Source organism: Hominenteromicrobium mulieris (genome assembly GCF_046197855.1).
GTDB classification, from domain to species: domain Bacteria; phylum Bacillota; class Clostridia; order Oscillospirales; family Acutalibacteraceae; genus Hominenteromicrobium; species Hominenteromicrobium mulieris.
Genome location: NZ_CP173188.1, coordinates 26,312 through 46,883, shown reverse-complemented (window position 1 = coordinate 46,883; position 20,572 = coordinate 26,312). Strand labels below are relative to the sequence as shown.

Below are 20,572 nucleotides of genomic sequence, written 5' to 3'. Positions count from 1 at the left end.
GTGCCTTTAACTGCTGGACTTTCTCACAGGGGGCTGGTATCCGGCAGCTTTCGCCCGTTCACTGGCAGCTTTGCGGCGTTCTGCGCTGTATGGCTCTCGGACTGATACACACCGCTTAGGAACGGTAAAGTTATGGGCGTCCTTTCGGGTGATCTGGTCGGGGTGCTTTTTTGCCAGCAGTTCCAGCTTCTCCATCAGACGGGGATCATGAGTATAGATCTCAGCCATTGGTTCTGCCTGGTTATAGAGGAGAATGGTTTCCCGTTCCACTAAAGAGAGATTCATCAGCTGCCTCCTTTCCGCTGGTCAAATTCCAGCTTGAAGTTGGCATACTGTCCATCGTCCTCCAAAACCACAGTGGCATCGTAGGTCTTGCCGGTTTTCTCCGAATATAGCCCCGTCACACGGACACGGCCATCGTTCAGCAGCGCAGACACCACAGCCTTGGTCGGCTGTTTTTTCTTGGCAGCCCACCATTTGTTGTTTTTCCAGATTGCAAATTTGCAAGAATCATTCTGACAGAAGAAGCCTTTTTGCAGTTCTGCAACTTCACCTCCGCAGCGAGGGCATTTGCCCACCACCTCACGGGGCGGAGTGAACAGGTACTCGGTTCCCTTGATGACCTGATAAGTTCCCACCAGGTCTTTCAGCATGGTGCTGATCCCGTCCAGAAACTCCTCTGGGGCAAGCTGCCCGCGCTCGATCTCGCCCAGGCGATACTCCCACTCGGCAGTCAGAAGCGGCGATTGCAGTTGTTCCGGCAGAACGGTGATCAGGGAAACTGCATCGTGGGAAGGGAGAAGCTGCACCGTTTTCCTGCTCTTTTTTCGTTCCAGAAAACCGGCAGATACCAGCTTTTCCAAAATACCGGCACGGGTGGCCGGTGTCCCCAGACCTTTTCGCTCAGCGTCCTCCGGCATATTCTCTTTTCCGGCAGTCTCCATCGCGGACAATAGGGTGTCCTCCGTAAAGTGCTGAGGCGGACTGCTTTTGCCTTCTTTGACGATTGCCGCAGAAACCGAAAGGGTCTGTCCTTCGGTCAGCTCCGGCAGGGCTTTCTCTGCGCCCTCTTTTTTCGGCTCTGCATCCTTCGTTTTGGCACGGTAAGCGTCCTCCAGTGCTTTCCATCCGGGGTGCCTCACCGTTTTTCCTTTGGCGGTAAATTCCCCACCGGCACACGCTGCAATCACAACGGTTTCCGAATAGATATGGGGATGAGCCACGGCGCACAGCAGACGCAGGGCCACCAGCTCCAGCACTGCTTTTTCTCCCGCAGGAAGGGCAGAAAGGTCTGCATCCTTGAGATTTCTGGTAGGGATTACTGCGTGGTGGTCGGTTACTTTCTTATCGTTGATGACCGTCTGCGGATCACAGGTAATGGCGATTCCTTTGCGAAACGGCATAGCATTGGCAACCAGCTTGACCAGCACCGGCAGGCTGTCTGCCATATCACCAGTCAGATAGCGGCTGTCAGTACGGGGATAGGTGCAGAGCTTCTTTTCATACAGGCTTTGCAGATAGTCCAAGGTCTGCTGGGCTGTAAATCCAAGCAGGCGGTTGGCGTCTCTTTGCAGAGTAGTCAGGTCATAGAGGGCAGGCGGCTTTTCGGACTTTTCCTTGCACTCCACCTTTTTGATTGTGACAGCTGCACCCTGGCAGGCTTCTTTCAGCTGTTCTGCGCTTGCTCGGTCACTTATGCGCTCCCCGGATACGGTAAGACCGGGCAGCTCCAGCGCCACGGTATAAAAGGGAACCGGCTTAAAGGTGTCGATCTCAGCTTCTCGCTGAACAATAAGCGCCAGCGTCGGGGACATCACGCGCCCGATGTTGAGGGTTCGGTGATACAGCACGGAAAAAAGCCTTGTCGCATTGATCCCCACCAGCCAGTCGGCCTTGGCACGGCAGAGGGCAGCATCCCGAAGTCCGTCATAATCCGCACCGGGGCGCAGGTTTGCAAAGCCTTCCCTTATGGCAGAGTCCTCCATCGAAGAAATCCAGAGCCTTTTCATCGGCTTCTTGCAACCTGCCAGCTCATAGACGCTACGGAAGATCAACTCGCCCTCGCGTCCGGCATCGCAGGCATTTACCACCTCCGAAACATCCGGGGCATTCATCAGCTTTTTGAGAATATCAAACTGCTTTTTCTTATCCTTTCCCACCACCATCTGCCAATACTCCGGCAGAATAGGCAGGTCATCATATCGCCACTTGGCATACTTGGGGTCATAGCTGTCTGCATCCGCAAGACCGGCCAGGTGGCCCACGCACCAGCTGACACGCCAGCCGTTGCCCTCCAGATACCCGTCCTTACGGACGGTTGCGCCGATCACCGCCGCCAAATTCTGGGCAACTGATGGTTTTTCGGCAATTACCAATTTATGTTGAGCCATGATGGTTCCTCCTCTCTTTGAGCCATCGGGACATTTCCCGGTGACAGATACCTACGCAGGGTCTTCCATAATTCCCGCAACCATAGCAGGGGTGGCTGTGGGGCAAAGAAGGAGGACGGGAAGTTTCCTTCCCGCCCTCCGGCCTGCGTGTCATCATGCGTTCATAGGGACTGTCTGTGAATCGGGTCATTTCACACTGTCCTCATCATCTTCTTCTGCGCTGCCCCCGTCAGCATCCGGTTCTTCCGACTCCTCATCCTCGGTTTCCCATTCCTCGGAATCTTCCTCTCCATAATCATAATCGTCCAGACTGTCATTGCCCTTGGTCTTAGGCTTATTCTTAACGAGCTTCAAGTAGGCAAATACGCCACCGCCTCCCAGCAGAGCCAGCAAAAGGACTATCGCAGCCGGGTTCAATCCGGCAGGCTTCTCTTTTTCCGGCTCCGATGTTTCTGCCGGAGGTTCTGGTGCTTTGCCCGTACATTTACTCTTATCAGTTGCGCAGACCGAGCAGGCCGTATTGACTGCCCCTGCTTCACATTTTGTTGAACAGCTGCATACCGCAGGCATCTCCTCTTTGGGTTTTCCATCTTCCATCAGCGCCGCAAGGTCTGCATCGTCCACCTGATTCAGAAAGTGAACAGCAGTCTCCTTGTCCTCATTCGCCCTATCAATCAGGATGTAAAAGTAATTTCCAGCTTTGGTCGTAACAGTAATAAGCTGCTTATTGCCTCCAAAATCATCCACCAATGCCGCATTCCCCTCCGGTGTAAGTGCCGGTGCCGGTTCTGTTTCTTCCACAATCACATTGCTGTCATTGGTAGAATCCTCTGCCGGTGCCGCCGGAGCCTGTTCTGACCCCTGTGCGAAAGCAGGGATCGTAAAGCCAAATACCACAACCATTGTCAGGCAAAGGGCGGAAAGTGTTTTGCAAATTCTTTTATTCTTCATAAGCGGTAACCTCCTGATTATTTGATTCCGACAGTGCTGTATCTCTGCCGTGGTTCATTCCACCGGAAAGCATAGCGTTCAGCTGTGCTGGAGTCATGCGTAACGCACGAACCATCTGAACGATTTCCAGATTCTCTGCCTCCGTTTTCTGTGCTTCCAGGGTCTTGAGCTTTTCCTGATATTCCGCAATCTTCTCACGGGTTTTCTCAATTTCCTGGTCGATACGTTCAATTTTGTTTTTTGCCATAACCGTTCACTCCTTTCCACAAAGTCTGTTACCAGTTCATCAGGCCGTAGCCCTTAATACTTTGATAATTCAGGTCATAACTTTTGATCTTGCAGGCATCGCCGGAATTTCCCTCCACCGTATAAACACGGCTGCCATCCGTACCGATCACGATACCCACATGGTCTGCTGTCCCATCCAAATCCCAATCAAAGAAAATTGCATCTCCGGGAGCCAGATTGTTATAGCCTCTTGCACCCCATTGTCCATGAGACTGGAACCACGGAACGCCCTGCCACTCACAGCCTGCAAAGCGCGGTTCACTTTTTCCAGCCTGGTTATAACACCAGGATACAAAGCAGGCGCACCACTCCACGCGGCTGTCAAAGCCATACCAGCTCCAATAAGGATAGCCGCCCACATTGCCGACCTGACGCTTGGCCAGCTCCACCAACTGCGGATTTCCGGGACGGGTTCCATTTACAAACTGTACACCGGTCAAGTCCTCGGAATTGCTCATGTCAGGGGAACCACCGCCAAACAACAGCGGCTTATTGCCCATGGTCTGCCGGTAAACCTGATACATTTCCATCTGCTCCGGGGTCAGTAACTCCGACGCCACAGCGGAAATGGGCTTGCTGGTGAGTTTCACATTCAAAATGTAATACTCATAGGGGACTTCTTCTGAGGTGGTCTCGCCGGTCTCCGGGTCGGTGGAGGTCTCCGTGCGGTAGCGAATCTCCACTTCCTCGGTAAGCGTCAGCTGATACTGTGCTGCAAACACACGCGCCAGCTCTGCCTGAGCGCTCTGCTGGGTGTAACCTTGCAAGACGGCAGACAGAAATGCTGCCAGCTCATGAGGGTCATGGCCGATCATACCAAGGTCATAGCGATACTCGTCATACCCTGGGTGGCTGCTTTCAATGTTGTCGATTTCCTCCTGCAACTGGACTTCTCTGGCTGCATAATCTGCCTCCACTGCCAGCATTTCCGGGTCATCCGACGGATAAGTAGTGCCGGAGAGAACGGAACCGATGCTCTGCGCCATCATGGAGCAGGAGGACATGGTATTCATCAGCATACAGGTAATGAGGAATAAAACCCCTGCCATCAGGAAACCCTTCTTGTGGCGCATGACGAACGCCCCTGCCTGCTGTGCCTTTTCTTTTACCGTCCTTGCGGCTTTTCCGGTTTTGGATGCAGCCTGGGCGGTATTTCCGGCAGTCTGACCGGCGTGTTTGGCGGCGGCATACTGCCTTTTGATGGCCTGCTTTTGCTGCCAGCGGGAAAGCGGATTGCTGGCAAACTGGGGATTTTCCTGCAAAGATTTCTGGTACAGAACATTTACATTTGCCTTTTCCAGTTGGCGCTCTGCCTGTGCTGCTTTGCGGTACGGCTTCAGCTTGTGGCTGCGATAGCCCTCCCGCACCAGATAAGCGCCGGTCTCCACCGCTTCCTCGGACTTGTGGGCGCTTTCCACGCCCACATTGTCCTGCTCTGTTTCCCGGATCTCTTTGTGGAGCTTCCCTGCGACCAGATGGACGGGAGCTTCCCTGACTCCTTGAGAAACTTTGGAAGGTGGCTTTTTCTTGTCCTCAAAGGTCAGCTTCGAGGTCTTTTTTCCGGTATCCGGGTCAATGACCGTCTGCCTGACCTTTTTCTTTGGGATATTGGCCTGCGCCTTATCTGCTCTGGCCGCAGCTTTCTCCGCTTTACGGATCGGCTTTTCCAGTGCAGGATCAGACCGTTCCTCATCAGTAAAGCGCAGGCGCGGCTCTTTATTCAAACCATTCTCCCAGCATGAGGGAGGACATCATGTAGTGCAGCTCTGCATAAATGGCCATTCCCACAGGATCGTTGAACATACAGCCGGACAGGTAGGCATAAAACTGTGCCACCACATCGGACAGGATCTTCGCCTCTGTTCCTTCCAGAATCAGGCCGCCCATACCTTCTTTAGCACGAATGGCGCTCCAGACCTCTGCCAGACGGAGAAGCCCCACCTGACCGGTCTCATTCAGTTCGGCTGCCTGATCTGCCGCCGTGCGGCACTCACTTACCGCATCGGCCATGACCGTAAGCAGCTGGCTGCGCTGGGCATTTACCGCCCTGTCAAAAAACATCAGCGGATTTTTATTCAAAATGTTGGGGTTCATCATCATTCATCCTCCTTCTTTTTCAGTTCCTGGGGTTTGGTGGTCATAATGCGGTACAGCTCGGTATTCTTCGGGAAGTGGTCCACGAAAGGCAGAATTGTGGAGCCATAGAACAGCAGGCCCTCGCCCTCACCGGAGTGGGTCACATAGCTAAGCTGGTGCGTGGAAATGCCCAGCTGCTTGGCAAGTATCTGACGGTCTCCGCCTGCCTGGTTGAGCATATACACGAAGTCGGAGTTTTCAAAGATGTTCTCTACCTCGCGGCTGCTCAAAAGGTCTTTGACATTCTGGGTGATACCTGTCGGGATTCCGCCCCATTTTCGGAATCGCTTCCAGATTTCCACTGTATAGGCAGCGGTCTGTTCCTCCTTCAAAAGCAGGTGCATCTCGTCGATGTAGTAACGGGTGGACTTGTGGGCAGCGCGGTTAATGGTAACGCGGTTCCACACCTGATCCTGTACCACCAGCATACCGATTTTCTTGAGCTGCTTGCCCAGTTCCTTGATGTCATAGCAGACAATGCGGTTGTTGATGTCCACATTGCTCTGATGATTGAACACATTCAACGAACCCGTTACATAGATTTCCAATGCCGTTGCAATGTACTGAGCTTCTTTTTCTTCCTGCTCCCGCAACAGGTTATAAAGGTCCTCCAAAATCGGCATATTCTCCGGCTTTGGGTCATTGAGATATTCGTTGTAAACCAGCCGTACACAACGGTCAATAATGGTTTTCTGCACCGGCTGCAAGCCCTCCTTACCGCCCACGATCAGCTCACACAAACTGAGGATAAAGTCAGACTTGAGTGACAGCGGGCTTTCATCATCCGAATAGTCCAGATTCAGATCCATCGGATTGATATAGTTGGTTGAAGTAGGTGAGATCTTGATGACCTGCCCATGCAGACGCTCAACAAGAGGTGCGTACTCCGCTTCCGGGTCACAGATAATGACATCATCGCTGGTAAGCAAAAAGCAGTTGGCAATTTCTCGTTTTGCGCTGAAGGACTTACCGGAACCCGGCGTACCCAGAATCAGGCCGTTGGGGTTTTTCAGCAGCTTTCTGTCCACCATAATGAGGTTGTTTGACAGAGCATTGATGCCGTAGTACAGGGCTTCTTTCCCGTTCTGGAACAGTTCCTGCGTAGTAAAGGGCACAAAGATAGCTGTGGAACTGGTGGTCAGTCCTCGCTGAATCTCAATCTGATTGAGACCCAGAGGCAGACAGCTCATCAGCCCTTCTTCCTGCTGGAAGTCCAGCCTGGTCAGCTGACAGTTATACTTCTGGGCAATAGAGCCTGCCTGAAAGATGTTGTTGCCAAGCTGACGGGGATTGTCCGCTGTGTTCAGCACCAGAAAGGTCAAAAGGAACATTCTCTCGTTGCGGCTCTGCAAATCCTGCAAGAGTTTTTTCGCTTCACTGCCGTAGGTAGCAAGGTCAGATGGAATGATGTCCATGTCGTATCCGGCACGGACTGCTTTTTTCTGTTCCTCGATCTTGCTGCGGTCCAGGTCGGTAATCTTTCGCTTTACCGTTTTGATGGCTTTCACCTGATCCACCGACTGAATGTGCATACTCACAATGAGCGAGCTTTCCATATCCAGAAAATCAGCCAGCAAACGGTCATTCAGTTCCGGTGCGAGAATCTGCAAAAAAGAAACAATCCCGTATTTCTTACCCATACGGAACTGCTTGCCGGTGCGGAACTCAAAGGAGCTTGGTGCAATAAAATCCTTTGTGGACAGACCGGAAGGAGCCAGCCAGTCCCATTCAAACTGAAACGGGAGCTGTTCATCCATGTGGAATACCGCATGAAGCTGAGAAAGCCTTTCTTTACCGTCCAGCGTTCTGGCAGCTACACCAAGACGCTTGAAGTTATTAAGTATATCGGTCTCAATACGCTCCAGACGGGGCTTGGCGGCTTTGATGCTGTCTGCGTCGATACCAAAGGTCAGGTATTTGGTCTTGATGAGGCCGTTGTTACCTCTGGCCAGCTGATTTTGCAGCATTGTGGTATATTCCTCGCGGATACTGTCAAAGGCATCCCTCTGGGGCGGGATGGAAATGGAGTTAGCAAAGGTCTCCTCCGATGCCGCAAGGTTCAAAAAAGACAGCTGGAAATGAATCGAGCTGTCAAAATAATTGAGGAAATCACACCAACCCTCAAAGATTGCCGTCTTATCTTCGTTTTGGGAGAGCTGATAGTTGATGTCCTGAAACTGGATGGTCTTTGTGTAGTGGCTGTCCGATACGCGGCAGATTCCGTCCGGCCACATCCGTTCATAAGGGATACTGTCCTGCGCAGATTTTCCTTTTTTGTCCGTGCGGTTAGCGCGGGCAATGGCCGCTTCGATCTGCTTCTTATCGGCGCGGGACAGTTTTTTCTTTGTCTTTACCGGCTGCACAGTTTTTTCCTCGGTTTTTCCGAACATCCGATGCAGCCATTTTTTTATTGCGGTGAACAATGTCATACACCTCCTTATCGAGCATTTCCTGCCGCTTTAATACGGCATAAAAGTTGTTGGTCTGGTAGGGACGCTGCTTGGGACGGATCACAGCTACTTTGAGAATGTTGCCCACGATCTTTTCCAGCGGCTGTCCATGCTTTTCGTACATAGCCAGCATAAAGAAGGGCAGCATAACCAGCATCATACACATAGCCGCTACACTGTTTCCGGTAGGTTTTCTGAGCAAAAAGAAAAGCGGTACGCCAATAAGCGCTCCGCCCGTGAAGCAGATAAGCTGCCGCTTGGTCAGATTGAACATGACCTTTGTTTTGACTTTTGTTAAGTCCTTGGGTACGGGTACATAAGCCAATGTGGAAACCTCCTTCCGTTTTAGTGCGCTTGAAAGACCGATTTGGCGAGACTGCCGGTTTTGAACAGCGTAAAACATAGCAGTACGGTGTAGCCCACGCAGCTCCAGATTGCCATGATGATGTCATCTTCCAGAGCGATGTTCTGCACCAGCACAGCATAAATTGCCACGCAGACGATAATGAGAAACGCCTGAAAGCCCAGTGCCAGCAGGGATCGGAGGTAATTCTGTCCCATACCGCCCCATTCTTTGCCCATCATTGCAGCCATTGGAACAGGAGCCACCGAAGTTACAAGGTAGATCTCGATCATACGGCCATAAATAACGATAAAGATACAGATATACAACGCCCACATGGTAATGCCAATAAAGAGGGATTGGAACCACAGTCCGAACAGCGGTCCCAAATCCATTTCCATCAGCCTCGGTTCCAGATCGGTCATAACTGAGGAAATGTCAATGGACGCATCCGAATTGATAATCCCTGCCGCCTGCGCCACCACGCTCTGCGCCATATCAAAGACGCCCATCACGATATTCCATGTGTTTGTAACAATGAGGATGGCGGCAGCTGATTTGAACACCCACTTGAAAATCATCCAGGTATCCACATCATGCAGGTTGTTCTTGTCTGCAATCATCTGGATCAGGTCTACGGTCATAACGATAGCCAGGATCACACCTGCAATCGGCACCATGATGGAGTTTGACAGATTCTCAATCATATTGAAAATACTGCCATTCCATCCCTGTGGGGTCTGTCCTACCTGTACGGATATGTCCGCGACCTGTTGGTTTACACTGTCAAACATCCCCGAAAGGTTGCTCATAATACCGCCCACCAGCATTTCTTTCAGCCAATTTGTCAGGGCTTCAAGTAAGAAATCCATACGGTGTCAACCTCCTTTCCGCCGCCCCCGCAGAGCTGCGGGAGCGGCAAGGATTTCATACGGAGACGCTTAGACAGAGAAAAGCCCGGAGAGCAGAGGTACAAGGACCATGCCTACCACGGCTACACCAGCACCGGCCATGAGCTGCTTCATGCCCTGGCTCTTGGCGCCGGGGTTATCGTTGCCGTAACCTTCCAGCAGGTTGATAACGCCCCAGATACCGAGACCGGCACCGAGCGCGATAACGAGGGTCTGAAGAACGGTAATTGCCTGTTCAAAAAATGCCATATAGTTTGTTAGCCGGAATCTGATTAAAAAATAGGTTTGTCATGTTTCATAGGCATACAAAAGCCGGAACAATCTGCCGCCCGGTTTCCGGGGGCATGATTCCGGCTGTCCTCCTTTTTCATTATTTTGTTGATGATTGCCCGCTTTGTACGCCAATGGCCTCAACAGAGGCAGTTGCGGCAAATAGATACGATCACTCCTTTCTCAGCGGAACCGTATTACACGCCCTCCGTGTCTACTTCATATACATCGCAGACCTCATCAGGCTTGAGTTTTAGTCTGGCAGACAAAAATGCTTCAATATCAAAGGTATTTCGCTTGTCTGCATCAGCTGTGTATTTGAAATTAGGGTGTCTGGTAATGTCATACTTGTCTGAAAGAAACGGACGCACACCGCGCAACTGCAAGATGCACTTGCCGCCATCCATAACTGCCAGCTCGTCCTGGCTCATCAGCTCTTTTCCCAATTTCTGATAGTTAAGCGAGTGGGAGGTCTCCCGTCCCCGGCTCTCTCCGGTGTTGTAAGTGTCTATGGTCTCCTTTCCCAGAACAGCCGCCAGCTCTTTCAGCGTTGTTGGCTCTTTGCCACCCAGGAAGATGGAAGTATCCATATTGCCGATGATGGTATCGGCATTATCTTTGTAAATTGCCTTGAGCTGGCTCTGTGCCTGCAACACCAGACAGGCAGAAATTTCACGGCTTCGGATGGTGGCCACCAGCTTTTCCAGCTTCGGAATCTGCCCGATGTTGGCACACTCATCAATCAGACAGCGCACATGAACCGGAAGCCTGCCGCCATACACATCGTCGGCCTTTTCACAAAGCAGGTTGAATAACTGGGTGTAGCACATGGAAATGAGAAAGTTAAAACTGTCATCCGTATCACTCATAATGAGGAACAGAGCCGTTTTTCTGTCTCCCAGCGTATCCAGTTCCAGCTCATCATAGGCCGTGACCTCACGCAACTCTGCAATGTCGAACACGGCAAGGCGAGCACCGCAGGAAATCAAAATCGACTTGGCTGTTTTTCCGGCGGCCAGCTTATATTTCTTATACTGGCGCACCGCAAAGTGGTTTGGCTTCTCGGCTTCCAGTGCATCAAACATCAGGTCCACCGGGTTCTTGAACTCCTCGTCGTCCTCCCGGACTTCCATGGCGTTGATGAACTCAATGAGGGTGGCAAAGTTTTGTTCTTCCACCGGGGCTTCATAGTGGATATATCCGATGAGGGCGCAGTACAAAAGCGTTTCCGCCTTGACCCAGAAATCATCTCCAGCCTTGCCTTCTCCCTTGGTATTCGCTATTAAAGTCGTAACCAGCTTCAAAATGTCCTTTTCGCTGTGCAGATAGGCAAAAGGATTGTAGTGCATGGACTTTTTGAAGTTGATGGTATTGAGAACCTTAATACGATAAGGCTCATAGACCACTTTGCCGTTTTTGTCCTTTACGGTCTCATAGACCGGATTGCCATGCCGGTCCTTTACCGGCTGATGATCCTTGCCCAGCTTTGGACGCATTTTCGGTGTACCGCGCTGGAGCATTTTGCCGCACTCCACCAGGATGGTGCCTTTGGGGTCTGTCACCACATAGGAACTGTGCATCTGCATCAGGTTCGGCTTTAGCCAGAACCGGGTCTTACCGGAACCGGAGCCGCCGATGACCAGCACATTTTTGTTTCTGGCAGTCTTGGGGTCTTTCGGGCGGCTGTTCATGGTCAGGCTCTCGGTTTTCGTCAGAATCACATTGTTCTGGAATACCGGGTCCACATAAGGGGCAATGTCCTCGTGGGTTCCCCATCGGGCAGAACCATACTCCATGCCGTGGCGGTATTTCTTTGCATTTTTGCTTTTCAGATACACCGCCAGCCGCAGACCAGCGCCACAGCACAGGCCCACCAGTAAATCCAGCGGGTGCAGGCTGGGCCACCAGCTTGCCAGCGCCACCGGCAAGACAGAAATCAGGGAGAGCGCCTTTTGGGAAGCGTCCGCGCCCTGCACCATGCGCCATGCCTCCCCGAAGTTGGTGGCAAACAAGCCCATCAGGAGATACGGCAGGTTCAAAATCAGGAGCTTTTTGATGTCAAGCTGCTTTTTCATCGTTCCAGCTCCTTTCGCTTGGTGCGGTCCACCACGGCATTTTTGACCAGCTCTTTGAACTGGTTCAGCTTTGCCAGCACAGACGGACGCTCTGTTTTCTCTGCTTTTTTGACCTTTTTGCCGGTGTACTCGGTAAAGGCTGCTGTCAGCGCATCCGCATCACGACCTTTGAAAAAGATCAGGTACTTGGGTGGGGAGCTGCTGCGGTCCTTCTTCACCGCATAGTCCACGCCGTATTTCCGGGCGATCTTCTCAAACTCCTTGATGGAGGGGTCGGTGATCTCGATGTTGGAAACGCCCTGATTCTGGCCGATCAGCTGCTTCACCGTCTGCTTGCCGTGGGGAATCACGGGGGTATCCCGGCTTTTCTGCTTTTGCAGCTTCTTTTCCTTGCGGTGGGCAAGGTACTTGGTGATGGCGGCTTTCATCAACCGCCCGGTAAACTTTGTTCCGCTGACTACCAGCGTCAAAGTCCTGTTTTCCACTTCCTCCTGCATAGGTCATCGCCTCCTTTCCACGGATTTTGCAGGGGTGGCACTTGATACTAAGGCGGGACCACCAACCGCCGCAGCAGGTATTTCAGCATGGCAGGCTCCTTTCAGCGCAGCTGGTCGGAGCGGTCATAGTACAGATGGCCCTGGCGCACTTTGGCATGGCTGAGAATCTTGATGTGGCCCTTTTCCTGGTTCTCCAGGCTTTTCTGGTATCCGGCCTCCGTCAGAAATAGGCGGGTCCGTTCACCTTTCCAGCCCACCGGGGAATCGTCGGTCAGCACATCGAAGATAATCATGTGCCGGGTGTCATCGGCAAACCGCTCCAAATCCATGTACTCATGGCCGTGGTAGTTCTGCGCCCCGGCTTTGAGGCGCATTTCCTCCATCAGCTGGCCCACGGTCTTACGCTCAGGCATGGCGTGCGCCTCCTTTCCCGCGTCCCTGGCCCTTCACGGTCAGGATACCGTCCAGGGTGGTGGCGGTGATCCGCAGGCGCTCGGCGGTGGCAATGTCATTCTTCACGGTCTCGTCGATGCCGTGGCCGCAGACCACCAGCACATGGGACCGGCGCAGGTAGTCCCGCGCCATATCCAGCCCGTCCTTGTGTTCCTGGGGAATCTCGTCCTTGAGGAAGGTAGGCAGGAACAGCACCGGGCAGATGGGCGAATACCCGGCGTCGTACACCTGACGACAGTAGGCCGCAGCGCTCTCGGCGTTCTCATACTGGCTGTTGCTCCAGGGAGCCGTAATGTAGGCAAGAGGTCGTTTCATGGCAAAATCCTTTCTCCCGGTGTTTTCGGGTAGCAGAAAAGCGGCTGTTTACCAGCCGCCTGCGTACATATCGTGGTTGACTTGTGCGGTGTAGTGGTTGCTGATCGTGGTCGGCGCATTAAACAGCACCGCAAGCAGATACTGCTTCATGTTGCGGATTTCGGTGGTATTGTTCCGCAGGCATTCCATGACAAACTCGATGTGGGAGCAATCCAGCTTCAAAAAACGGGAGCGGACCACCTCATGGGGGAAGTCGCTGCCAGCGATCCGGGTGGTTTTCCGCTTGGCGCAGACGGTCTCCACCATCAGCTCCACAATCTCGTCCAGGTCCTCCCGGTAGGTGGTAAACTCCCGGCACAGGTGGTCATACTCGATGTTCTCCAGAATCAAATCCCGATAACTTTCCATCTCTGAGACAGACATCGCATCCCTTCCTTTCCGTTCCGGCAGCTGTGCTGCCGCTGGCTCCCGGAAGGGAATAGAATCGGTACTTGATCCATAAGTAATTGTTTTTTCTGTATTTGATTTCTCTATATTTAATTCTGTGGGCTTTTCCGTATCCGGTTTTACCATATCCGGGTTTTCCGTATCTGGTGAAGCCGTATCCGGCTGGGGCGTATCCGGGTTCTTCGGCTGTGGTTGCTCGTAGATAACATACTCGGTATCGCTGATCCGACCCTGCCGGTCTCGCAGCTGATAGCGGACAATGTACCCGGCAGTTTCCAGCTCCCGCAGCGCGCCGCCGATAGCGTCCACGCCCTCTTTGCAGATGGCGGCAAGCCCTCTGGTGGTATAGTTCCAGTCCTCCGGTAAGGACAGCATCATGGAAAGCAGCCCCTTGGCTTTCAGGGACAGTTTCCCGTTGCGTAAATGGTGATTGCTCATCACGGTATAATCTCTGGTTCGTTCAATGCGAAATACGGCCATTGACCTCACTCCTTCCAAATTTCTCAGGGTATGAAAAAAGCCACAATCCTGTAAAAAGAATTGTGGCAGTTAGCTGTTTTGTTCACTTTTTCTGCGCCGGTAGGGGCGCTTGGGAATGGGCGGTCTGTCCAACAGGTCATTTCCCTGAGAGAATGGCAGAGTTTGCAGAACACGGTCAATCTCTATAAATTCCATACCATGCTGGGAATGGCAATCCTCCCGGATTGCTTCCCGGATTTCCTTTACAGTACACATTTCAATCCTTTCCTTTCGCAGTAATGATTTGTTTATGAGTGGCGGCGGTGTTTTCCCGGTTTGAAATCGAGGATATGTCCCTCAATCACACGAGCGTAACGCTTGATCTTGATCTCCCGACGCTGCTGGCTTTGCAGGGCGGCCTGATACCCGTCCTCAGTCAAAAACAGTCGTATTTCCTCTCCGGGGCTACCGTAAGCTGTGCTGGGACGCAGGACGGAAAACTCAATCATCCAGCGGGTGTTATCCTGAAAACGCTCCACGGCAAGAATGTTGTGTCCTTTCAGCTCGCGGGCTGAAATATCCCTCATAGGCGGCTCCTTTCATCGTTCCTGATCTCTCTGGCGTTTTTTCTGCCACTGTTCCAGCAGCTTGATAATAGTTTCCTGCATCCGCTGGGGCGTATAGCTTTTAGGGAAATACTTCCGCAAGGTGTCAGAGGTAAATGTCACTCGGTCCAGATCGCTTTTCTTTTCCTCACCCATGATGACACGCATCATATCGAGGGTCAGATGCCCCTCCTGACTGTATTTCTTGAGCCGCTGGGCTTGAGAAAGAGAAGGGGTAGCCTGTTCGCTGTCCATCGCGTCCAGCAGGTCTACCTGTTCTTCCTTTTTGAGAAAGGACAGCTCATAGGCAGGGTTCAGGGCAATCTTCTTTTCATCCACCATATCCATCAATTCAGGAATTAACTCTGTCAGACGGATATAGCGCTGAATTTGATTTCGACTTTGCCCCACCTGTTCAGCAAGCAACTGGTCTGATCGCTTTTGTGTCCCAACTTGGGACACATTTTCTTTACTCGGTCTGCCAGCCTGTCTTTTCATGGCATCCAGCTTCATCTTGTAGGCAAAGGCTCTTTCACTTGGGAGCAAGCTTTCTCGCTGCAAGTTGCTGTCAACCATAATGATCGTGGCGGCATCATCATCCAAATCCCGAACAATGACCGGCATGGTCTCCTTGCCTGCCAGCTCACTGGCTCTGTGCCGCCTGTGTCCGGCTACCAGCTCATAACCGCCCTCTGGGTCCGGTCGAGCAATCGCCGGAACCAGAACGCCATACTGCTTGATACTGTCAGCGGTCTCCATCATGGCTTCGTCATCCTTGACTTTGAATGGGTGGTTCCTAAAGGGATGCAGCTCAGACAGCGGAATCTCCTGAATCTTTTCCAGCTTTGCATCCTGACGGCCTTCTTCGGTGGAGAACAGATCATCTACCGAGGCCAGCTCTATTTTTTTCGCGCTGCTTTTCAAGTTTCAACACCTCCTTCGTCAGATTTCGATACCCCTCTGCCACTTTGCCGCCAGGGTCGTGGGCGAAAATACTTTTTCCCTCTGCACTGATTTCCTTTGCCCGGACAGAGTGCGGAATCTCTGTGCCGAATACTTTGATCTTGCTGCCATAGGTCTCCCGCAGGAGCGCGGAGATCTCTTTGGCAAAGTTGGTTCGGCTGTCCACCATCGTCAGCAGGATACCGTCTATCTGGAGCTTGGGGTTGATCTGCCGCTTTACCTTGTTTACCGTGGAGAGCAGCTGTTCCAGCCCTTTGGCTGGCAGATACTCCGCCTGAACGGGAATGATGATCCTGTTCGCAGCGGCCAGCGCATTGACTGTGAGCATACCCAGGGAGGGCTGGCAGTCGATGAGGATATGGGAGTATTGCCCCTTCAGCGTGTCCAGATATTGCCGCAAGATAGTCTCACGGCTCATGGCGTTTACCAGGGATACCTCCATACCGGATAACTGGATGTCCGCAGGCATCAGGTCTACACCCTCTGGGTGGTGCAGGATACCCTCGCCGGGACGAAGCAGCTCATCCATCAGGATACGCCCCATAGCGTCTGACAACGTAAAGGGCAGCTTGTCCGGCTGGGGATGGCCCAGGCTGATTGTCAGGCTCCCTTGCGGGTCCCCGTCGATCAGCAGGACTTTCTTTCCGGCCTGCGCCAGCCCGATTCCCAAGTTGGCACAGGTCGTTGTCTTGCCAACGCCGCCTTTCTGGTTGGCAATGGCAATGATTTGCGTGTTCATTAACTGTCACCTCATTTCTAATTGTTGCTGTTGCTTCTGGAAATAGAAAAAGCCGCCACTCCAAAATAAAAAGTGAAGTGACGGCTCTTTCTATCGCCGGAATACGAGTTCCTGAAATGAAAAAAGCACCCAGTCATTTATGATCTGTGTGCTACATCAAATTCATATTCAATTATTCAAATTAACTCAAACTATGCCAAACTGCCACAGCCAAAAAACGAGGGGAAGGAGGGCTGAAAAGCACCCCCAAAATCGGCTCTCGGTTAACCACTTTGGGAACCACTTACCCCTCTTTTCGCCCTCTTTTTGGCCAGTTAACCACTTGCGGACCACTAAAAATTGGGTGAAAACGGCTCTCGTTTAGTCAAATGAGGTCAAACCATATCAGCCCGTTTAGATATAGCAAAAGCCCGGAAAACCTTGATTTTCCGGGCTTTTTGAACCATTTTGATATAGTCTGAGCAGTCGATTATCGCTTGCTGAACTGCGGAGCGCGACGAGCTGCTTTGAGACCGTATTTCTTTCTTTCCTTCATTCTCGGGTCACGGGTGAGGAAACCGGCCTTCTTCAGCGTAGCGCGGAGGTTCTCGGAATCGTACTGGAGCAGAGCTCTGGAGATACCGTGGCGGATAGCACCGGCCTGACCGGTAACACCGCCGCCTGCAACGCGGCAAACGATGTCGAACTTCTCTTCGGTACCGGTGAGAACGAGCGGCTGACGAACGATCGTCTTGAGGGTATCAAGGCCGAAATAATCGTCGATATCGCGGTCGTTGATCGTAACCTTACCGGTGCCCTGGTAAATTCTTACACGTGCAACGGAGCTTTTTCTTCTGCCGGTGCCGTAGAAATAAGGTGCCTTATCGTACATATTCGTTTACCTCCTATTAAAGTTCCCAAGCCGTCGGCTTCTGCGCCTCGTGCTTGTGCTCGCTGCCGGCGTAGACACGAAGTCTTGCTTCTGCAGCTCTGCCGATGGTGTTCGAGGGGATCATGCCGTGAACAGCAAGCTCCATCGCCTTTTCCGGCTTTGTGCGCATCAGGGTGTCATAACGGACAGCCTTGAGGTGGCCGATATAACCCGTGTGATGATAATAATACTTCTTTTCAGCCTTACCGCCGGTGAGGACAGCCTCAGCGCAGTTGATGATGATGACGTGGTCACCGCAGTCAACGTGCGGGGTAAAGGTGGGCTTGTGCTTGCCGCGGAGAAGAACTGCGGCCTGTGCTGCAACGCGGCCGAGCGGCTTGCCTGCAGCGTCAATTACATACCATTTGCGGTCAACCTGACCAGCCTTGGCCATATAAGTGGACATAGCGTTTACCTCCAAAATTGATTTAAATTATCTCGGTACCGGCAAACGCTTTGTGCGCTGCGATACGAAATCTCTGAAAATGCCCATAGCTTTCCCATGGGCGCTAAATGATAGTACCACACGAAAAACGGCTTGTCAAGCGCTTTTTTGCGGTTTTTTAAGCTGCGAATTCCAATCTCGCTTATTCTTTGTTTTTCTCATTTATGCTCTTATTTTTGAATGTGCGATTTCAAAAAATATTTTTGCGGCAAAATTTAAAAAGCACAGCTTTTCCGCCGTTTTTCGGGAAAGCCGTGCTTTTTACGGTTTTTATTCAGCTATTACTTTTTCACACAGCGCGTTGCGACAAAGCAGGGCACGCCGTGCTCGTGCAGAAAGCCTCCGCCGTTTGTATCTTCATAAATATCCGTCAGCATAAATCCCGCGCGCAGCTGGCCACCGATTTCTTCGTCCAGTGTGTGCGAAAACTGCACGCCGCAATCGAGCTCCAGCGACTTTTTATAGAGTACTTCGTCTTTTAAGGGATTATACGGCAGCGTGTTCGTAATCTTTGTTTCGTCGTCATCAAAAAGGTAATTGATGCCGTTATCAAACCCGACAAGCAAAACGCCGCCCGGCTTTAACACGCGGGCACACTCACGCCAGACAGGCTCTAATTCCTCGATGTAGCAGTTGGAGACAGGGTTAAAGATAAGGTCGAAGCTCTCGTCTGCAAACGGCAGCGGCTTTGTCATATCGGCGCGGACGCACTTTGGCGTGTATCCCTCCCGCTTGCCGACCTCTTCTTCGCGCTTTAGCTGCTCCGTGGAATAATCCAGCACGGTGCAGTCTGCGCCGAGCGCCGTGAAAACGGGAATCTGCTGCCCGCCGCCGCTGGCTAAACCCAGAATTTTCTTGCCGCGCATCTCGCCGAACCATTCGTGCGGCACGATTTTTGTCGGTGTGAGATAGACGCCCCATTCGCCGTTTCTGGCTTTCTCAAATACCTCGTGCGAAATGGGTTTGCCCCATTCCCAGCCGTTTTGCACCCAGCCGTCCACGATTTTTGCGTTGATGTCGGTGTAATTCATACGTTTATTCTCTCTTTCTAAAAGTTTTATCTTTTATGAATTTGCCGTGCAAATTCATAGGGAGACCCCTTAATAGGGTCTCCCTCGGACGAACAATTCACTGGATTGTTCGTCCTCCCGTCCTGATTTTGGGGTAAGCAAAAGGATTTCGCGCTCTGCGGAGCGCGCCTCAGGGCTTTGCCCCGAGTCCCTATAAACTTTCTGAAGAAAGTTTAATCAAAGACTTTTAACCCAACTCGTCATCCGCGGATGCGACGACGTTTACGCCGGTGCCGCAAACATTTTCGATGACGATGTCGCCGATATGGACGGGGGCGGCGATCTCCGCTGCGTTGATGGCTTTCATGCAGTCGAAAATTTTACCCTTCGGGATGTCCGTTTTCGTGCGCACGGCGACAACCGGGCGTTCACCGTTTAAAACGCGAACGGTAGACGTGACGGTACGGGCAGGCGCGGTAACTTCCTTCACGGCGTAGAGCTCGCCGCGCTTACACGTATTGCCTGTAACGCTTTTCACCTCGCCGTTTTCAACAGTGACGGTCAGCGGGCAGCCCAAGGGGCAGTTGATGCAGATAAACGATTTCGTTTCCATAGTAATGCCCTCCTTATTCCGCTTCCACCGTGACGGTGACGGTATCAAAATCAATATTTTGAAGGTCTGCTTTTTTCAGCAACACCTGCTCCATTTCGCCCGGTGCCATAACGGTCTTTTTGCGGTGCTGCACGCGCTGATCGCCGAAATAGACACTGATGAACGAATTTTTATAGATGCCGCCCACGCGGAAGCGCACCGTGAGCGTATCCGGCATATTTTCGGGGTGAATGATGCTCGGCACAGTGTAGCGCACACCGCCCTTGGCTTCGAGCTTGATGCCGCCCGAAAGCGGCTCTGCGGTTTCTTTGCTGCCGCCCTGCACGTACTTTGCGGCGGCACGGCCGGCCTGCGCGGCTTCTTCGGAAACATAGTCCACAAGGTCGTGCACATGCAGCACGTTGCCGCACGCGAAGATGCCCGGCACGCCGGTCTCGAGGCTTTCGTTGACAACGGGGCCGTTCGTCACGCGGGAGAGCGGTGCGCCCGCGCCGAGGGTGAGCTCGTTTTCCGGGATCAGACCGACGGACAGAAGCAGCGTATCGCAGGAATAATACTCTTCCGTGCCCGGGATGGGCTTTAATTTGTCGTCCACGGCGCTGATGGTGACGCCCGTTACGCGGTCCTTGCCGTGAATCTCCGTCACAGTGTGGCTAAGCTTCAGCGGGATGCCGAAGTCATCGAGACACTGGACGATATTGCGCTTGAGTCCGCCGGAGTACGGCTGGAGCTCCGCGACGACGTGCACCTTCGCGCCCTCTAACGTCATGCGGCGCGCCATGATGAGACCGATATCGCCGGAGCCGAGAATGACGACCTCGCGTCCGGGCATATAACCCTCCATATTGACAAGGCGCTGCGCCGTGCCGGCGGAGAACACGCCCGCCGGGCGGAAACCGGGGATATTCAGCGCGCCGCGGGAACGCTCGCGGCAGCCCATGGCCAAAATGACCGCGCCCGCTTCCACGGTGAACAGCCCGTCTTCGCGGCTGACTGCCGTGACGACCTTTTCCGGGGAAATGCTCAGTACCATTGCGCCGAGCTTGTACGGGATATGCAAAGCCTTTGCGCGTTCTTCAAAACGAGCGGCGTACTCCGGACCCGTGAGCTCCTCTTTAAACGTGTGCAGACCGAAGCCGTTGTGGATGCACTGGTTTAAGATGCCGCCGAGGCGCCCGTCTCTTTCTAAAATTAAGATATCTTCAGCCGGAAGCCCGTTTTCTGCCGCGGCGACCGCCGCCGCAAGCCCCGCAGGACCGCCGCCGATGATGACAAGCGATTTTGTGATTTTATTTTCCATAA

At 52.6% G+C, this 20,572-nt stretch carries 25 protein-coding genes; all 25 read right to left on the bottom strand.

Translation table 11 applies throughout. The annotated features are described in order from the left end of the window. Positions 1-6 precede the first annotated feature (6 nt). The gene (locus tag ACI0CA_RS00240; RefSeq protein WP_117718797.1) at positions 7-285 is read right to left on the bottom strand and encodes an immunoglobulin; all 279 of its coding nucleotides are present in this window, start codon (positions 283-285) and stop codon (positions 7-9) included. Continuing rightward, on the bottom strand, positions 285-2,390 hold the full coding sequence (locus ACI0CA_RS00235) for a type IA DNA topoisomerase (RefSeq protein ID WP_172726392.1): 2,106 nt from the start codon (positions 2,388-2,390) through the stop codon (positions 285-287). The genes ACI0CA_RS00240 and ACI0CA_RS00235 overlap by 1 nt, the downstream gene beginning before the upstream one ends. Further along, entirely contained in the window at positions 2,377-2,580 is a 204-nt protein-coding gene (locus ACI0CA_RS00230) for a hypothetical protein (protein WP_009003368.1), read from the bottom strand. The genes ACI0CA_RS00235 and ACI0CA_RS00230 overlap by 14 nt, the downstream gene beginning before the upstream one ends. Next, positions 2,577-3,341, bottom strand: a complete 765-nt coding sequence (locus ACI0CA_RS00225; protein ID WP_172726391.1) for a DUF4366 domain-containing protein — start codon at positions 3,339-3,341, stop codon at positions 2,577-2,579. The genes ACI0CA_RS00230 and ACI0CA_RS00225 overlap by 4 nt, the downstream gene beginning before the upstream one ends. After that, positions 3,331-3,588 carry a DUF4315 family protein gene (locus ACI0CA_RS00220; protein WP_009003366.1) on the bottom strand — a complete coding sequence of 86 codons (258 nt, stop codon included), beginning with the start codon at positions 3,586-3,588 and terminating at the stop codon, positions 3,331-3,333. Before ACI0CA_RS00220 ends, ACI0CA_RS00225 begins: the two co-directional genes overlap by 11 nt. A 28-nt stretch (positions 3,589-3,616) precedes the next feature. Then, positions 3,617-5,353, bottom strand: coding sequence for a C40 family peptidase (locus ACI0CA_RS00215; RefSeq protein WP_172726390.1), 1,737 nt, complete (start codon positions 5,351-5,353; stop codon positions 3,617-3,619). Further along, positions 5,346-5,729 (bottom strand): DUF3851 domain-containing protein, encoded by a 384-nt coding sequence (locus tag ACI0CA_RS00210; protein ID WP_009003364.1) that lies wholly within the window; start codon positions 5,727-5,729, stop codon positions 5,346-5,348. Before ACI0CA_RS00210 ends, ACI0CA_RS00215 begins: the two co-directional genes overlap by 8 nt. Continuing rightward, positions 5,726-8,128, bottom strand: a complete 2,403-nt coding sequence (locus tag ACI0CA_RS00205) for a VirB4-like conjugal transfer ATPase, CD1110 family (RefSeq protein ID WP_257267817.1) — start codon at positions 8,126-8,128, stop codon at positions 5,726-5,728. Before ACI0CA_RS00205 ends, ACI0CA_RS00210 begins: the two co-directional genes overlap by 4 nt. Further along, on the bottom strand, positions 8,085-8,540 hold the full coding sequence (locus ACI0CA_RS00200; RefSeq protein ID WP_005335865.1) for a PrgI family protein: 456 nt from the start codon (positions 8,538-8,540) through the stop codon (positions 8,085-8,087). Before ACI0CA_RS00200 ends, ACI0CA_RS00205 begins: the two co-directional genes overlap by 44 nt. 20 nt (positions 8,541-8,560) lie before the next feature. Then, complete coding sequence (locus ACI0CA_RS00195; RefSeq protein ID WP_002576236.1) at positions 8,561-9,430, bottom strand: VirB6/TrbL-like conjugal transfer protein, CD1112 family; 870 nt, start codon at positions 9,428-9,430, stop codon at positions 8,561-8,563. A 69-nt stretch (positions 9,431-9,499) separates the two neighbouring features. Next, positions 9,500-9,718, bottom strand: coding sequence for a Maff2 family mobile element protein (locus ACI0CA_RS00190; RefSeq protein WP_003525154.1), 219 nt, complete (start codon positions 9,716-9,718; stop codon positions 9,500-9,502). A 218-nt stretch (positions 9,719-9,936) separates the two neighbouring features. Then, complete coding sequence (locus ACI0CA_RS00185; protein WP_257267813.1) at positions 9,937-11,814, bottom strand: VirD4-like conjugal transfer protein, CD1115 family; 1,878 nt, start codon at positions 11,812-11,814, stop codon at positions 9,937-9,939. Then, positions 11,811-12,311 carry a PcfB family protein gene (locus ACI0CA_RS00180; RefSeq protein WP_015527910.1) on the bottom strand — a complete coding sequence of 167 codons (501 nt, stop codon included), beginning with the start codon at positions 12,309-12,311 and terminating at the stop codon, positions 11,811-11,813. Before ACI0CA_RS00180 ends, ACI0CA_RS00185 begins: the two co-directional genes overlap by 4 nt. A 101-nt stretch (positions 12,312-12,412) precedes the next feature. Beyond that, entirely contained in the window at positions 12,413-12,724 is a 312-nt protein-coding gene (locus ACI0CA_RS00175; protein ID WP_015527911.1) for a DUF5720 family protein, read from the bottom strand. Further along, positions 12,717-13,079, bottom strand: a complete 363-nt coding sequence (locus tag ACI0CA_RS00170) for a DUF7768 domain-containing protein (protein WP_015527912.1) — start codon at positions 13,077-13,079, stop codon at positions 12,717-12,719. The genes ACI0CA_RS00175 and ACI0CA_RS00170 overlap by 8 nt, the downstream gene beginning before the upstream one ends. 48 nt (positions 13,080-13,127) lie before the next feature. Further along, the gene (locus tag ACI0CA_RS00165; RefSeq protein ID WP_155202527.1) at positions 13,128-14,006 is read right to left on the bottom strand and encodes a DUF6017 domain-containing protein; all 879 of its coding nucleotides are present in this window, start codon (positions 14,004-14,006) and stop codon (positions 13,128-13,130) included. A 69-nt stretch (positions 14,007-14,075) separates the two neighbouring features. After that, positions 14,076-14,261 (bottom strand): hypothetical protein, encoded by a 186-nt coding sequence (locus ACI0CA_RS00160; protein ID WP_055224629.1) that lies wholly within the window; start codon positions 14,259-14,261, stop codon positions 14,076-14,078. A 32-nt stretch (positions 14,262-14,293) separates the two neighbouring features. Next, complete coding sequence (locus ACI0CA_RS00155) at positions 14,294-14,572, bottom strand: DUF5720 family protein (protein ID WP_003525137.1); 279 nt, start codon at positions 14,570-14,572, stop codon at positions 14,294-14,296. 12 nt (positions 14,573-14,584) lie between these two features. Beyond that, positions 14,585-15,514: a ParB/RepB/Spo0J family partition protein gene (locus tag ACI0CA_RS00150; RefSeq protein WP_097770161.1), complete on the bottom strand. Its 930-nt coding sequence runs from the start codon at positions 15,512-15,514 to the stop codon at positions 14,585-14,587. After that, on the bottom strand, positions 15,471-16,292 hold the full coding sequence (locus tag ACI0CA_RS00145; RefSeq protein ID WP_155202528.1) for a ParA family protein: 822 nt from the start codon (positions 16,290-16,292) through the stop codon (positions 15,471-15,473). The genes ACI0CA_RS00150 and ACI0CA_RS00145 overlap by 44 nt, the downstream gene beginning before the upstream one ends. 469 nt (positions 16,293-16,761) lie before the next feature. Then, positions 16,762-17,163: a 30S ribosomal protein S9 gene (gene rpsI / locus ACI0CA_RS00140; RefSeq protein ID WP_176819814.1), complete on the bottom strand. Its 402-nt coding sequence runs from the start codon at positions 17,161-17,163 to the stop codon at positions 16,762-16,764. Positions 17,164-17,179: 16 nt separating this feature from the next. Beyond that, positions 17,180-17,608 carry a 50S ribosomal protein L13 gene (gene rplM / locus ACI0CA_RS00135; RefSeq protein WP_176819813.1) on the bottom strand — a complete coding sequence of 143 codons (429 nt, stop codon included), beginning with the start codon at positions 17,606-17,608 and terminating at the stop codon, positions 17,180-17,182. A gap of 320 nt (positions 17,609-17,928) precedes the next feature. Then, complete coding sequence (locus ACI0CA_RS00130; RefSeq protein ID WP_446806640.1) at positions 17,929-18,678, bottom strand: class I SAM-dependent methyltransferase; 750 nt, start codon at positions 18,676-18,678, stop codon at positions 17,929-17,931. Positions 18,679-18,904: 226 nt separating this feature from the next. Continuing rightward, a complete protein-coding gene (locus tag ACI0CA_RS00125; RefSeq protein ID WP_417104045.1) occupies positions 18,905-19,270 on the bottom strand; it encodes a DUF1667 domain-containing protein in 366 nt (121 codons plus the stop codon). A gap of 13 nt (positions 19,271-19,283) precedes the next feature. Further along, positions 19,284-20,570: an NAD(P)/FAD-dependent oxidoreductase gene (locus ACI0CA_RS00120; RefSeq protein ID WP_308449510.1), complete on the bottom strand. Its 1,287-nt coding sequence runs from the start codon at positions 20,568-20,570 to the stop codon at positions 19,284-19,286. Positions 20,571-20,572 lie beyond the last annotated feature (2 nt).